General features: G+C 63.3%; 16 protein-coding genes. 7 read left to right on the top strand and 9 right to left on the bottom strand.

Features of this window, described 5'->3' with window-relative positions; genetic code table 11:
• Positions 1 to 33: 33 nt before the first annotated feature.
• Both VG543_RS15010 and VG543_RS15005 read right to left on the bottom strand, forming a co-directional pair.
• Entirely contained in the window at positions 34 to 207 is a 174-nt protein-coding gene (locus VG543_RS15010; RefSeq protein ID WP_167692772.1) for a hypothetical protein, read from the bottom strand.
• A 9-nt stretch (positions 208 to 216) separates the two neighbouring features.
• Positions 217 to 1029, bottom strand: a complete 813-nt coding sequence (locus VG543_RS15005) for an alpha/beta fold hydrolase (protein ID WP_288041720.1) — start codon at positions 1027 to 1029, stop codon at positions 217 to 219.
• Positions 1030 to 1255: 226 nt separating this feature from the next.
• Here VG543_RS15005 and VG543_RS15000 point away from each other — a divergent pair, with 226 nt between their 5' ends.
• Positions 1256 to 1735: a nuclear transport factor 2 family protein gene (locus VG543_RS15000; RefSeq protein WP_197575696.1), complete on the top strand. Its 480-nt coding sequence runs from the start codon at positions 1256 to 1258 to the stop codon at positions 1733 to 1735.
• Between the two features lie 75 nt (positions 1736 to 1810).
• Entirely contained in the window at positions 1811 to 2227 is a 417-nt protein-coding gene (locus VG543_RS14995) for an XVIPCD domain-containing protein (protein ID WP_423178679.1), read from the top strand.
• 63 nt (positions 2228 to 2290) lie between these two features.
• Here VG543_RS14995 and VG543_RS14990 read toward each other — a convergent pair whose 3' ends face one another.
• The 7 genes from VG543_RS14990 to VG543_RS14960 all read right to left on the bottom strand — a co-directional run bounded on the left by VG543_RS14990 (position 2291) and on the right by VG543_RS14960 (position 8675).
• A complete protein-coding gene (locus VG543_RS14990) occupies positions 2291 to 3163 on the bottom strand; it encodes an XVIPCD domain-containing protein (RefSeq protein WP_134731225.1) in 873 nt (290 codons plus the stop codon).
• A 232-nt stretch (positions 3164 to 3395) separates the two neighbouring features.
• Positions 3396 to 3971, bottom strand: a complete 576-nt coding sequence (locus VG543_RS14985) for a hypothetical protein (protein WP_019660872.1) — start codon at positions 3969 to 3971, stop codon at positions 3396 to 3398.
• Between the two features lie 76 nt (positions 3972 to 4047).
• Positions 4048 to 4623, bottom strand: coding sequence for a hypothetical protein (locus VG543_RS14980; RefSeq protein WP_134735003.1), 576 nt, complete (start codon positions 4621 to 4623; stop codon positions 4048 to 4050).
• A 144-nt stretch (positions 4624 to 4767) separates the two neighbouring features.
• Complete coding sequence (locus VG543_RS14975; protein ID WP_312543346.1) at positions 4768 to 5916, bottom strand: YncE family protein; 1149 nt, start codon at positions 5914 to 5916, stop codon at positions 4768 to 4770.
• A 184-nt stretch (positions 5917 to 6100) separates the two neighbouring features.
• Positions 6101 to 7114 (bottom strand): XVIPCD domain-containing protein, encoded by a 1014-nt coding sequence (locus VG543_RS14970; protein ID WP_423178680.1) that lies wholly within the window; start codon positions 7112 to 7114, stop codon positions 6101 to 6103.
• Positions 7115 to 7116: 2 nt separating this feature from the next.
• Positions 7117 to 7752, bottom strand: a complete 636-nt coding sequence (locus VG543_RS14965) for a hypothetical protein (RefSeq protein ID WP_423178681.1) — start codon at positions 7750 to 7752, stop codon at positions 7117 to 7119.
• Entirely contained in the window at positions 7749 to 8675 is a 927-nt protein-coding gene (locus VG543_RS14960) for an XVIPCD domain-containing protein (protein WP_423178682.1), read from the bottom strand. The genes VG543_RS14965 and VG543_RS14960 overlap by 4 nt, the downstream gene beginning before the upstream one ends.
• A 499-nt stretch (positions 8676 to 9174) precedes the next feature.
• On the opposite strand from VG543_RS14960, the gene VG543_RS14955 reads away from it, so the two are divergent.
• The 5 genes from VG543_RS14955 to VG543_RS14935 all read left to right on the top strand — a co-directional run bounded on the left by VG543_RS14955 (position 9175) and on the right by VG543_RS14935 (position 13402).
• On the top strand, positions 9175 to 9684 hold the full coding sequence (locus VG543_RS14955; protein WP_171953337.1) for a hypothetical protein: 510 nt from the start codon (positions 9175 to 9177) through the stop codon (positions 9682 to 9684).
• A 338-nt stretch (positions 9685 to 10022) separates the two neighbouring features.
• The gene (locus VG543_RS14950; protein WP_164144173.1) at positions 10023 to 10892 is read left to right on the top strand and encodes a hypothetical protein; all 870 of its coding nucleotides are present in this window, start codon (positions 10023 to 10025) and stop codon (positions 10890 to 10892) included.
• Positions 10893 to 10913: 21 nt separating this feature from the next.
• Positions 10914 to 12239 carry an XVIPCD domain-containing protein gene (locus VG543_RS14945; protein WP_262212255.1) on the top strand — a complete coding sequence of 442 codons (1326 nt, stop codon included), beginning with the start codon at positions 10914 to 10916 and terminating at the stop codon, positions 12237 to 12239.
• A gap of 92 nt (positions 12240 to 12331) precedes the next feature.
• Positions 12332 to 12547: a hypothetical protein gene (locus tag VG543_RS14940; RefSeq protein ID WP_423178683.1), complete on the top strand. Its 216-nt coding sequence runs from the start codon at positions 12332 to 12334 to the stop codon at positions 12545 to 12547.
• Positions 12548 to 13033: 486 nt separating this feature from the next.
• Positions 13034 to 13402 (top strand): hypothetical protein, encoded by a 369-nt coding sequence (locus VG543_RS14935; RefSeq protein ID WP_423178684.1) that lies wholly within the window; start codon positions 13034 to 13036, stop codon positions 13400 to 13402.
• Positions 13403 to 14111: the final 709 nt, after the last annotated feature.

Raw genomic sequence — 14111 nt, 5'->3', positions numbered from 1 at the left:
AGAGCGGAGTCGAGCATGGCTCAATTCTACAGATCACAGTCCGCGCGGCAGCTTGGCGGCCCACATGTTGTCCACCAGATTGGGGTAACGCCGCCCATTCTCTTCCGCCCGCTGCCGCGCCGCCTCCTTCTGTGCAGGCGACAGCGGCTGCGAGGTCTGGCCCTTGGGGTTGGGCTTCTTCCACGGTGGCATCTTCGGTTCGCGCATGGCCGCAGCTTACCGCTTCAGGAAGTTCAGCAGGGCAAGATTGAAGTGGTCGGCATGGCTGGTATTGCAGCCGTGCGGCGCGCCTTCAAGGATCACCACTTCGCTGCCCGCAATGGCCCGGTGCGTGCGCTGGCCAGAGCCTTCAAACGGAACGATGGCATCGCTGTCACCGTGCAGGATCAGGGTGGGCACTGTGATCTTCTTCAGATCATCGCGGAAGTCCGTGGTGGCAAACGCTTTCATGCAGCCCAGCGCTGCCGTCTGGTCGGACTGATGACACAGCGCGATCGCCGCCTGGCGCGCTTCCTCGGTGACCATCAGCTTGCCGTTGGCGCTGAAGAAATCGCGGGTGAAGCCGTCGAAGAACGCTTCGCGATCCTTCTCCAGACCACTGCGCATTTCGTCAGCCTTGTCCTGGGTCAGCGGGCCTTCCGGGTTGTCATCACTGCGCAGCAGGTACGGCGGCACGGCGGCAGCAAACACCACGCTGTGCAGGCGCTCCTGCCCGTGGTTGGCCACATAGCGCGCCACCTCACCGCCGCCCATCGAGAAGCCGACCAGGGTGACGTCGCGCAGGTCACGTTCCTCGATCAACCCCGCCAGGTCCGCCGCCAGCGTGTCGTAGTCATAACCTTCGGCCGGCTTGTCGGAGCGGCCGAAGCCGCGCCGGTCGTAGCTGATCACCCGGTGTTGAGCGTCGCGCAGAATCGTCACCTGCGTCCTCCAGGCATCGGCGGACAGCGGCCAGCCGTGGATCAGGATGACCGGGCGGCCGTGGCCCCCTGTGTCTTCAACGTGCAGGCGGATGCGGGAAGCAGGCATGGGCGCTCCTGTGGAAAGGGAGGCGTTCAGGCTAGTGGCCGTGCCCTGTGGCGGCCGTGAGGGAATCCCGGCCGCTCATGACATCGCCTGCACAGCCACGGCCCCGACGCTGGCGCCGGGCCGCCAATGCGGGCGTTCACTCCGTGGAAGGGCCGTTTCGTCGGACGCCGGCTGCAGTGGCCCAAACGCCATGCGAGCCTGCGTGAACCCTCCCTGGAGCCTCACCATGCTGCTGCCCACCCTGCCCTTGCTGGCCGCCGGCCTCGTTGCCGCGCCAGCGCCCGCCGACTCCCTGCGCGAGCAGATCCACCAGGCCGACACCCAGCTGTTCGCCGCCGCCTTCGAGGCCTGCAATGCCGACAGGGCCGCCGCGATGACGACCGAGGACATGGAGTTCTTCCATGACAAGGACGGCAAGTCGGCCAGCAGCCGCGAGGACTTCCGTCGCAGCGTGGCCACCCTGTGCAGCAGCGCGCGCAAGGGTGGCTGGCAGCTGCGCCGCGAGCTGGTGGAATCTTCGCTGCAGGTCTTCCCGCTGCACGATGAGCGGGCGCTCGAAATCGGCAACCACCGCTTCCATGAACGCGGCAAGGATGGCGTGGAACGCTGGACCGGCCAGGCCCGCTTCATCCAGGTCTGGCGCCGCGTGGACGGGCGCTGGTTGGCCGAACGGGTGATCAGCTACGACCATCGGCCGGCGGACTGACCTTTCCGGCGCCCTTCACCGGCCGGATTTATACTGAAGGGGTTCACCCCGACCCACCGCTACCGTTCGATCGCCATGGCAGAACTCACCCCCAACCACCCCGAGTACGGCCTCAACCAGCAGGTCCGCCAAGGCGTGGCCGCTCTGGATGCCCAGCATGGCCGTGCGTTCGACCAGACCAGCGAACGCCTGACCGCCAGCCTGACCGTGCTGGCCCGCGAGCAGGGCCTGCAGCAGGTCGACCATGTGCTGGTCAGCAACGCCACGGCCCAGCACCCGGCCGGGCACAACGTCTTCGTGGTGCAGGGCGACCCGGCCAATCCGGCGCACCTGCGCGCGATGATGCCGACCGCGGTGGCGGCGCAGACGCCGGTGGAGCAGTCGATGCAGAAGCTGGGGTTGGCCCCGCAGCAGCCGGCCGTGGGGCTAGTGCCCGAACAGCAGGCCCGTGAGCAGGAGCAGCAGCAGAACCCGGCACACCGTCTGGGCTGAGCCGCCTCCAGCGTTACTGGCGGCCCAGCGCGAGTACGGCGGCTCGCCGTGGCGCTTGCTGCGCTAGGCCATGCGCGGACCGGACTGCTCCTGCACCTGGCGCTGCTGCAGCTCATCCTGCGTACGCACCTGTGCAGACTGCGACAGCTGCTCGGCACGCTCGAACGAAGTTTCTGCCGGTGTCTGCGCAGCCACCGCTGTTGGCATGCTGGCGCGCAGCTGTGCCGGATCGTTGCGCTCGCCCTGCACGATGAAGATGTTCTGCGCAGCGTCGGGCTGCGCGGTGCGATCGCTCAACAGCACATGGTCAACCTGGGTCAGGCCATTGGCTTTGGCCAGCGCGTACAGGCTGGCACTGATGTTCTCGCTGGTGGCATCGAAGGCACGGCCCCGCTCTGCATCGAGCCGGGCCACGCCCTGGTGGATCTGCGAGAGCAGCGGGTCGTTGCTGTGCCGGGCCAGAAGATCACCGCTTCGTTCGCCCATGCCCTCGGCATCACTCAGCATGTGTTGCTTGAGACTGCGCTCCGGCAGGGGATTGGTTTTCCTCTGGTTGAGCTCGCTGTCCGGAAACGGCGGATCAATGCTGTCCACACCGTGGATGTTGCGCAGCGGCCGGAATGCGTCCTTGCCCGCCCCCTTGATGTCAAGAGGAATGCGAACATCCGGAAGAAGCTGGCCAGCGGGACCTCCCAACGCGTTCACGTCGATGCTGCTTTTCCGCTGGATGCCTGCGTGGTTCAAGGCTTCCCAGGTGAAGTCCACGCAGTTGTTGCGCACGTCCTTGTATTGAAGATCGAAGCCGTACTTATCCGGGTGCGCACCGAAGGCCTCAAGCTTTCTGTACTGTTGCTCGCTGATCTCGAGCGTGCGGCTGTAATGCGGGTTCCTGTACTCGACCGCATCGGTCTTCATGACCTCGCCCGGCCCGTTCATGCTTCCATGCTCCGTAGGCGCGAAGCCGAAACTCCGCGTGGTCTTGTCCGGCCCATGGAGCACGTAGAACATGTGTCCGGGCCCGGATGTCTGCGGAACCCCGTCCACAACTTTCTGTACACCTCTCTCGTCCACCAACGGCGTACCAGGTGCGGCAATGACGATTTCTACGGTGTAGCGCGGCTTATCCATAAGAAAAATCCTTCAGTTCCTTCCAGCAGTGGGATGACGGCTATTTTCCAGAGAGTGGGTCGGCATGAACCCGCAGCTGCGCCGGGTAATGCTGGAGCGCAGCGGTGGGCTGCACCGTGCGCACATCCAGGCGGTAGCGGGCACCCATTTCTATCGGCAGCGTGACGATGCTCAACCTGTATCGGCTGGCGTCCATCGATACCTGCTGCGCGTAACGCCAGTCTGCCGACTCATGCCATTCGGGGAGCGGCTCACCCAGATTGCGCGCCCGTGCCTGATAGACATCAGACGTCGCAACGTCCTGCCAGGCACCTGCGACCCAGCGCTGCAGGGACAGCTGAAAGGGAACATGAACATTGTCCATGTCAGGCTCACTGTCAGGTCCGGGTCCATGTCGCTGCACTTCAAGATCCAGAACATAGGGACGACCCGGATAGAAGTTGCGGGCATTCGTCTCGAACTCGAACCGCACCGCTTGGCCGGACCCGGCCACGTCGATCGGCTTGACCAGATCCAGCGGCTCCGGCGCATCCGGTACGCGGCTGCTACAGGCGCCGAGTGCGCCCGCCAGCGTGAAGATCAGGCCGGCGCGCAGCCAGCGGTGGATACCCAGCATGATTCAGATCCTTTGGCTCCCTGCCATAGGCCTCAACCCTAGCGGGTGACCAACGGCGTCGCAACCAGGCGATTGATTACTTTCCAGCGGGTCGGGCGGCATGGATCCGAAAACGGGCCGAGTAGCCCTGCAGTGCCTCTGTCCTCTGCACCGTGCGCACGTCCACGCGGTAGCGGGAGTCAATTTCCACTGGCAGAGCAACCAGGCTCATCGTGTACTGGCCATCACTGCCCATGTGCGGCGACGTATACCGCCATTCGCTGGATGCATGCCATTCCGGAAGCTGCTCACCGGCATTGAGCACCCCGGCTTGAAAGCTGTCGTAGGTGGGAACATCCTTCCAGGCATCAGCACGCCATTGCTGCAGGGTCACCTCGAACGGGATCCTCATTGTGCCCACGTCAGGCTCGTCGGGCTTTCGCGTCCCTTGGTGCTGCAACTCAAGCTCCAGCGCATAGGTGCGACCCGGGTGGAAGTTGCGGGCATTCGTCTCGAACTCGAACCGCACCGCCTGGCCGGACTCGGCCACGTTGATCGGCTTGACCAGATCCAGCAGCTCCAGTGCATCCGGTACGCGGCTGTTGCAGGCGCCAAGTACGCCCGCCAGCGTGAAGATCAGGCCGACGCGCAGCCAGCGGTGGATATCCAGCACGATTCAGATCCTTTGGCTCCCTGCCATGGGCTTCAACCCTAGCGGGTTGGCGCTGGGCACTGCAACCAGGCAAAGAAAAAGGCAGGGCCTGCACCCTGCCTTCTTCACGCGGCGCGTCGCCGGGCGGGACCCGGCGCCAGCGCATCACAGCTGGATGCGCGCCACGCTCTCGTCAGCGCCCTTGTCATCCTTCTCGCCGTTCTTGATGCTGACGAACAGCACGTTGTTCTTCGCATCCAGCGCCAGGCTGTTCGGGTGGGTCGGCACGGTGTAGGTGGCCACCTTCTGGTAGCTGTCACTGTTGTAGGCGGTCACCGTACCGGCTTCGCGGTTGGTCACGTACAGGCGCTTGCGCGGTGCATCCAGCAGGATGCCCAGCGGGCCGGCGTCGGTCGGAATGCTGGCCAGTTCCTTGCCGGTGCTGCGGTCGAGCACCAGCACGCGCTGGCCCGGGTGCTTGCTGACCAGGCCGCTGCTCTTGGCCTGGTAACCACGCAGGAATTCCGAGCCCTGGTCGGTCACGAACAGGCGCTTGCCGGCCGGATCCAGCGCGATGTTCATCGGCTGCTCGGCGGCGATCCTGTGCTGCGCCACTACCTTGTTCGAATCGGTGCCCACCACCACCAGGTCGGCCAGCAGGTTGCTGGTGTAGACGCGCTTGTTGGCCGCATCCAGCGCCAGGCCCGGCGCCTTGGCATTGCCCAGGCCGTCGATGGTGTTGATCACCTTCAGCGTGGTGGTATTGATCACGAACAGCACGCTGCTCACGTCCGGCTGGCTGCTGTGGCCGGTCACGTACAGGCGGTTGGTCGCGCTGTCGACCACCAGCTCGCGCAGGTCGTGGGTGTAGGCGGCCTTGCCGTCCTTGCCGGTCTTTTTCTCCATCAGCTGGATGGTGCCGACGGCCTTGTTCTGTGCGGTGTCGACCACCGTCACCGACAGGTCCACGGTGTTGCCCACGTACAGGCGGTCGTGGGCGTCATCCAGCACCACACCGAACGCCTTGCGCTCCAGCGGGATGCGGGTTTCCACCGCCAGCGTGGCCGGGTTCAGGCGCAGCACCTGGGCCGGGCCGGCGTCATCGCCGAAGCCGCCGGAGGAGGCCACGAACACGGCGTTCTGCTTCGGGCTGTAGGCCAGCTCGTACAGGCCCTTGGCCACGGCCTGGCGCTGCACAGCGGCGGTGGTAGCACTGGCAGCGGGTGCGTTGTCGGCGAACGCGGAGGGCGCGCCGAGGCTGAGCGAAACGGCAACGGCCAGGGCGGCCGACCGGAAGAGAGGAGTACGGAACATGCGAGCGTCCTTGAATGGGCACGGGAGGGTGTCCTGGCTCGCTGGGCCGTACTGCGACGGCCCGCCCCGCATCTGTCTGCGCGGGTGGGCTGGCTGGGGTTGCGGGGGAATGGTAGCAGGTGGGGGGCGTGGCGTGCGCCGGCGCGCGTATGGCCGACGCTCGACCTCGATGCTGCGCCCGCCGCTATGCCATCCGTGGACCGTGGCTCTGCTGAAGCTGCTGCTCCTCCTGCAGGCGCTGCGCGTCTCGCTGCGGCTCGTTCTGCTGCAACTGCGCGACGCGATCGAACGAGGCCTCCACCGGTGCCTGCGCAGCCAACTCCGCCGGCATGCTGGCGCGCTGGTGTGCCGGGTCACTGCGGTCACCCTGCACGATGAACAGCTTCGGTGCGGTATCACCGCGCTGCTCGCCCAGCACCACTTCGTCCACGCGCGAGAATTGCTGCTCCTTCGACAGCGCGAGCAGGCTGGCACTGACATTGCCGTTGCGCGCACCGAAAGCGCCGAGGTCGGCCACCTGCTGGTGGATCTGGTTGAGGCGGGCATGATCATCGTGCGCCGGGTCTGCGGGCGTGCCGCTTGCCGCGAGCACGCTGTTGCCGCGCCACTGCTCCCCGTTCTCGGTGAACATCCACTCGCGGAAGGTCTGCTTCGGCATCGGGTTCCACTGCACCTTGTCCAGCTCGCTGCCCTTCACCTGCTGCGGAATGGCATTGACGGCGCGGATGTTGTCCAGGACCCTGGTAGCGCCCTCATAGTTGGTGATCTCCCCGGCCAGCCCCACCGGGCGCAGCCCAGCGTGGTTCAGGGCACCCCAAGCGAAATCGGTGCAGGCGTTGGAGAAGAAGTCGTAGTTCATGTCGAAGCCGTGCTTCTTCGGGTCTGCCGAGAACTCGAGGATGCGGTCGTACTGCTCCTTGCTGATCTCGATCGTGCGCTCGAAGCGGGGCTTGTCGTAGACCCACACGTCCATGTCATCGACTTTGCCCCTGTTCGGCTCGTCCTTGGTGCCTGCGTGGGTGAAACCCATGCTCTCCGGCAAGGGTTCACCCGAACGGCGCAGCGACAGGAACATGTGCCCCGCGAACGAGGGCTCCAGCAGAAACCTGTTCCCCTCAGCATCACGGCCGTAGCGCGGCGTGCCGGGGGCCGCCAGATGGATGGTTACGCTGTAGCGTTCCGCATCGTCCTTGTGCATGTCTACTTTCCTAGTGATTGGTAGCCAACGATCAGTTCTGCTTTCAGGCCATCCAGCTGGGGTCGATCCTCCACAAGGTCGACCCCCAGAACGTAGCGCCCGGGTGCAATGCCTCCGACCTGCGCCAACTGCAGCGTGCGATAGAGCACGTCTTCAGAGTACAACCCGGCCTCGGCCAAGCTGTTGATGTCCACGCTCCCCGTCGTCAGGTCTGTTACCACGCCATCCTCCCCGATTTTCTGAGAATCGCGTCCATCGCGAGTACGCTGCCAGAGCTGCACAGGACCAGGTGCACCGCCATCAATACGCTCCAGGCGCAGCCGCGTTGGCAGCCGTCCCAGCGTGATCTTCTCCGAAGCATCCAGCAGCCGTCGCGCATCGGTATCCTGCAGCCGCAACCCGATGTTCAGGATCGGAATGGCCGGCTTCTGGGGCGCCGGCAAATCAAACGTGACCTCGGCAATCCGACCGGCCTTCTGCAACTGCACGGCCCGCGTGAACGGCACAACCGTGCGCGCCTCGGCCTGTGCGCGCGTCAGCAGGGGCGGCGCAACCTCCGGCGCTGGTGACGCACGGCATGCCGCCAGCGCGCCCAGCACCGCCAGTACCACCAGCCCCCGCCGCAGTGGCCGCATCATTGCTCCTTCAACCGCAGCGAATCGGCCACATCGGTCTTGGCCGCCACCTCGGTGGCGATGCTGGCGCGGCGGTGCCCCGGGTCGTTGCGGTCCCCCTGCACGATGAAGATGCTCTCCGCCGCATGGCTGCTTTGGGTCGGCCTGCTGAGCAGCACGTGGTCCACGCGCGAGAGATTGTTCTGCTTGGCCAGCACCAGCAGGCTGGCGCTGATGCGCTGGCTGGCCGCATCGAACGGGCGGCCGTGCGCGGCATCCAGTTCGGCCACTTTCTGGATCAGCTGCGAGAACAGGCGATGGTCCGGATGTGAGGGGTCCAGCAGCGTGCCGGCCACTTCGATCGGCGTCGGTGGCGGTTCATCGGTCGCGCGGTCGCCCTGGCGATGATGCTCGGCCTCGCGCTCGGGCATCGCGTGGTGGGTTTCGGCATTCAGATCGCTGCCCGGGAACGGCGCAGCAATGCACTGGATTTCCGGCAGGTTGAACAGCACCGCGAACTCGCCCAGGTTGCTGCCGCCGTCCAGCGGCGCCGGCAGCGGATGCAGGCCCGCGTAATGCAGCGCCGCCCAGACGAAATCGCTGCAGCGGTTGATGGCGGCCGGGCGACCCACATCGAACTCGAACTCGGCCGGTTCCTCTGCGAAGTCGCGCAGGCAGCCGTAATGCTCCTCGGTGATTTCCAGCGTGCGGCTGTAGTACGGGTCCAGATGCTCGTCGGCATCATCGTGGCGCACCTGCGCGTACTGCACGCCGGAGCGGGCTTCGCCCGGCGCGTGGCGCGGTGGTGCGAAGCCATAGCTGTGGGCCTCGTCGCCCGCAGCGACCTGCAGGTACATGTGGCCGCGCGGCGAGATGCCCCCACTCTTCAGCGGGGTGCCGGGGGCGGCCAGATAAAGGGTTACCGTGTAGCGTGTTGCCTGCTCCATGCCTGTTCAGCCTTGATGGGTGCTGCGGTCCTGGCTGGATGATGGCATAGGTGGGATGGGGGACAGGTGGAGAGGCCCAAGCTGCGGGATCGGCTTTCTGAATGTGTGAACCAGCGTGCATTCCGGCGACGTAGGGCCGAGGATGTGGAGTGCGGCGGGAGGGAGTCGTATATTCTGGAAACAGAGCAATGGAATTGCTGATGAACACATCTTCGCAAGTCCGCGTGCCGCAGTCTGAGCATGATGAGCCCCCAACGGGACAGCGGGCAGAATGCATTCTGTCGTGTGTGATCAGGAAGATCCTGGGGGGCACAGACCTTGGCCACAGACGCGACGCCTACTCCACCCCCTTGCAACGGTTTCGGCCGGAGTTGATGTATGGCGCATCTCGTGATTCCTGAACCTGTGCAGCTACAGCGCCTGTTGGCGGAAACTGGCAACGCACAGGCGCGCCACATTCATCACCAGCACCAATCAATGCCAATCTCAGGAAAAGACGATGCCCATTGAATTCAGGCCCGATTCCAACTCTGCATTCGATGCACCCAGCGCGGTGAGAATTTCTTACCCGCGGGTTCTACCAGCCACTCTGTCCGATGGACGCGAAGTCACTGAGTATCAATACACTTTCCGTCGTGACGGTGAGCGGGTAGCGTCGCTTGGCATCTTTGGAACAGAAACGCTTACGATTGACGAGGACGGCCGTGAGCGCATTTACACGTTGGACCTTGGTACCAGTGAAGTACTGAAATCGATCATCGATTTCAAAGAGGAAATAGGAAATTCCGATGAAGTTCCTGCATTCATCCGCGCCGTCGCGCAGGGACTTCTTAATGTATTCTCCAATCAACCCAGCATTTTCGAGAGCATTCGCTACAACGCAGTAGCTCGGGCTGATTCATTGCTTCAACTTGGCATCGCGACGCCAGCGGACAGAATTCAGCTACGGAACGAGGAAGTAGTTCTAGGCAGCTTGTTTGTTCCGCAGAAGCAGGCTGAGGCAGGGTGATATGCCCCAGTTCTCATTTGAAAATTTCGCACTGACGACCCTGATGCCTGCCACAGATGCGGCCAGTGGGGCACAGCTCACCGACCAGCAGAAGGCAGAGATAGTCAGCTACCTGAAATCCCCAGGCTCCGGGCCCGACGGAGTAACTACGGTCCTCGCTGGCTGATGGCATAGGTGGGATGGCGGGCAGGTGGAGGAATAGAGGCGACCGATCGCGGCTTGCTGAATATGTGAGCCAGCATGCAGCAATGACCCCGCGGTGGCTGCGGTCCCGGCTGCGACTGGAGCTTGCCATTCCACCGTTCTATAGTCGTTTCGATCATGCAAGGGAATCGCCCATGAGCAGAGCACCGGCTTGCCGGCTTGCCTCCTTCGCCCTGGTGGCCGTGCTGAGCACCACCGCCTGCGCGAAGGCCCCATCCACGGAAAAGGACCCGAACGGAACCCCCATGTCCGAAACCGCAACCAGCCCACGTACGGTGGGCGGACAGACCTACACAATGCAGCCGGTGGAAGCTCGGCTTGGCCCGCACCGCTTCATGTTCCCGGCCAACCTCTACTACAACCAGACGGGCCCCTTGGCCGATGGGGGCGTCATGCTCACTGTGTTCTGGCCTGATTTCGATGCAGCGCCTCCTGGTGATCGCCCGGTGCGCAGCACGCAGGACAGCCGGCGGCAGGTACTGGTCGAGCTTAGGTACATCGATCGCGTTCCCATCCAGAACTATCTGGCACGTCGGTCCAGCAGTGAGGCCACCAGCGCGCCGGGGTCGCTGGAGCGAAGAGACCCGGTAGAGAATCTTGCGCTACGCGTTGCACAACCCGAGCGATGGGGTCTGACGCCGTATGCGATCGACCCATCGTTGATGGAAGCCTATGCAAAGGAGTCAGAGGCTGCGCTGGGCAGGCCTTACGTGCACAACCCGGGGATGGAGCCAGACTGGTATGTGGCCCGCTCGGCGGAGGGACAACTGACAACGTTCATCAGCTGCGACCCGGCAGATCGCATTCCTGACGGACTTGTAGCTCAGGGAAAGACACTTGAACGCGTCGGAGAAGGCCAGATCGCAATGTGCCGCCATTCCATCGTGGATGTGGGCGACAGCATCGCCATCGAGATGAACTATGCACGCGTAATGCTGAGCGACTGGCAGCGTCTGGAAACCAGCGTGCGTGATCTTCTGAGCCGCTATCGCGTTCAGCCGTAAACCGCATCTCAAGGATGAATCATGAGCGGACTTACCGATAAGGATATTCGTGTCCTGTCCTCCTACGCGAAGGAGGGAAATCGCGAGCTGTATTGGAACTATCTCGCGCAGCTTCCCGACAATGATGGCTACGGCCTGCTTGCGTTGGGTGTTGTGCGCAACGACAGCCTCCCCGGCCGGGTGGCCAACAGCTTTGCAACCGCCGTTGCCGAGCAACAGGCCACGCTGTTCGGCAACGAGAAGAACGTAGCGTTCACCGAGCGCAGGCAAGAAGCCTTCGGCCAGGATCTGATCAGGAACGACCTGGCGGAGCGCAGAAGTTGGATGGAGGCCGGCAGGCCCGATCTGGCACTCAACCTGCCCTACACCAGCACGCTCAAATCCCACGATGTTTCGTTCGAAAAGAACGACCTCAATGTGAACTGCTGGACGCCACGCTTGCTGCTGGTGTCCACGGAGCACAAACGCGGCGAGCAGGCAGCCGAAAAGGTCTGGCAGAACATGCTCGACAACAGCGCTGCCGGCGCATTCCGTGCTGGCAAGACGGCCGTCAGCGTGCACCTGGATATGCCGCAGCCCGCTGGGCATTTCTACTTCGTTGAGCTGAGCAAGTTCGAGGGCGCAGCGCTCCTGCAGCGCGACGCCGTAGATCCGAACGTGATTGGTACCATGTTCGACTATCACAGCTACGACGCCAAAGACGGCAGCTGGAACCGCACAGTGGGCGTTCCCCCGCTCGATAGAACAACCAAAGAGACCGATCCCGCCGAGATTTCCGCGTTGAACGAGACCCGCGAGGTTCGCCTGGAACGCGAGGTCAAGGCGAAGCAGTTTCATCCTGAAGATCCCTACAGAGAGATCGCCAAGAGCCCGCGCGTGGTGTCTACGCAGGAGCCCGAGCCTCTCTTTACGGAAGGACGCCGCATCGCGGCGATAGAGCCAGGCAGCCCGGACTATGCCCTCCATCAGCAGATTCGCCAGGGCGTCGCTGCACTGGACGAGAAGCACGGCCGCCCCTTCGACGCGACCAGTGAGAACCTCGCCGCCAGCCTGACAGTGAGGGCACGCGAGCAGGGTCTGGAACAGGTGGACCATGTGGTGCTGAGCAACGCCACAGCCAATCAGGCGGCGGGTCACACCATCTTTGTTGTACAAGGCGACCTATCTGACCCTGCGCACCTGCGTGCAGGAATGCCCACTGCCGTGGCTGCACAAACGCCGGTGGCTGAGTCGCTGCAGCAACTGGCTGTGGTTGGCGATCAGCGCGAGCTCGCCCGTCAAAATGAGCAGCAGGCGCTGGATGCACGTACGCAGGAACAGCAGAGCCACGCCATGCGCATGGGCTGAGCGCCCCAGGTTGAGGCGGCCTCCCTCGGCGCCAGAGATCTCAGTCCCTGAGACCTTCCCAGGTCATCCTCCCCTGCTTCGGGAGGATGACCATGACCAAGATCGACCCTGCATGGCTGGAAGCTTTCGACAAGGAGCTTCTCTACCTGTTCGCCATCGATCATGGTGACGCAGGCATGGATGAGTACCTGCTGGGCTGCTACGCAGACCTTCCTCCACACGACGCGGCGCTGGCGTTCGGAAGCGACTACGACCTGGAGCGCGACGATGCGCTGTGGCCTCGGTCGGGCTTAGGGGTGCAAAGTTAAGCTGTGTCGCAATCGGCACGCCGCGCGTGTCAGCTCGGCGGGCTAGGTGTCGCTTTTGGGATCCTACACGGCTGCAAACCGTACTTTTTGAAGCGCATTCGGGCGGTAGCTTAACAACGGCCGAAACCACTGCACCGCAAGGGTTATGTCGCGCGTGCGCCATGCAACAATGCCGTAAGCGTCAGCATTTGCGGCCTCTGCGGCCTACGGTTTCTTGGCATCTCGCAGCCATGCGAGTACACCTTGGCATGCCACCTCACACAGGGTGGCACGGGCGTCGAAAACCCGGTCAACAACCATGTGTTTGCGCTTGTCAGCCGGCGTCACGTTCGTGTGACGCCGGCTGGCAATCCGTTCGCGGTCCATGGCGGGCGGTGCGTGGGGGTCTTCGGACCCGCCGGATTGGTTGTTGACCGGTTTTCGAGCCTCGCATCGTCCGCCACTTTTATCGGTGGCGCTGCTGTCTGTCCTGTACGGAGCATTGCCATGAACACATCGGACTTCGGTTCCCTGCACGCGCAGTACGATCCGGATAACGCCGACCCCGAGCGCGGACCTTCCGTCGATCCCAGCGCCTTCGTCGCCACGCTGCACCGCATCGGGACAGGAGCGGCTGCAGACGGACAGCCTTGGCCGGAGCGGCATCAACTGCCTGGGCGGTGCCTTCAGCTGGCGGATGCGGACTGCGCTCTTGCGGGACTGCGCGTCGTGGCGGAGCTGATGTTGGCTGCGGAGCGCACGCGGCAGAACGGTGCGCCCGAGGAGTACCTCGGGGATCGGGTAATGGAAGGGTTGAAGATGGCGTGTGTGGCGTTGACTGCACAGGCTATTGAGCGGTTGCAGGTGCGGGAATAGCATCCAAGACTTGAACTTCAAGTGCCCTATTGCGGATTGTTATCGTGGCCACATTGTGTACGCATCTTTGACCTGCGTAACTTCTAATTTAGCCTCTAACGCAGGCCAGTTCGCTCTTCGCAGGGCTGATCGGGGCAGGGCTCGCCCGCATTCATTCGCCAGAAGGTGGGCTGAAGCTAAAGAGCCACCTCCATCGGTCTACTGCTGAATCCTCAGCAACGCGTGAGAAAGCTAATCCAGATTTTGCTAAATGCCACATCTAGTGCATCGCTCCGTCGCCCCCGGCTTGGCTCACTCATCTCTACCGCCATAGATGTAGCGATCCTCATACGAATCGGCCTCACGTTTGGTTGCGACTCAATTTCGCGTCAATTGCTGGGGTGGCGGGGAGGGAGGTAGATCTTCGATCGTTTCTTAAGCCCCTGAGAACAACTCCCAATCCTGCTGTGGAATCTAGAGATCGTGAGGCTCCCTATGACGCCAGGAACGACAGATGTCGTAGAATCTGACATCTGACGATTAGATCCACTCATGGGGGAATTGTGCGCATAGCTCTTAGGACCAGCGGTGGACGCGGTGAGTATGAAGTCGCGGGTCGGCACGATTCCATCCGCGTTCAGGATGTCTTTGATCATCACATCGTAATTGAGGTAATTCCTGGCCTTCGGCTACCGACGAACAATTACGTTCGCCACACTCAAGGCAAGCC

This window comes from Stenotrophomonas sp. CASM101 (genome assembly GCF_049384845.1).
Lineage (GTDB): Bacteria > Pseudomonadota > Gammaproteobacteria > Xanthomonadales > Xanthomonadaceae > Stenotrophomonas > Stenotrophomonas hibiscicola.
The sequence above is the reverse complement of the archived record's forward strand: the minus strand, read 5'-3'. Positions and strand labels throughout refer to the sequence as shown.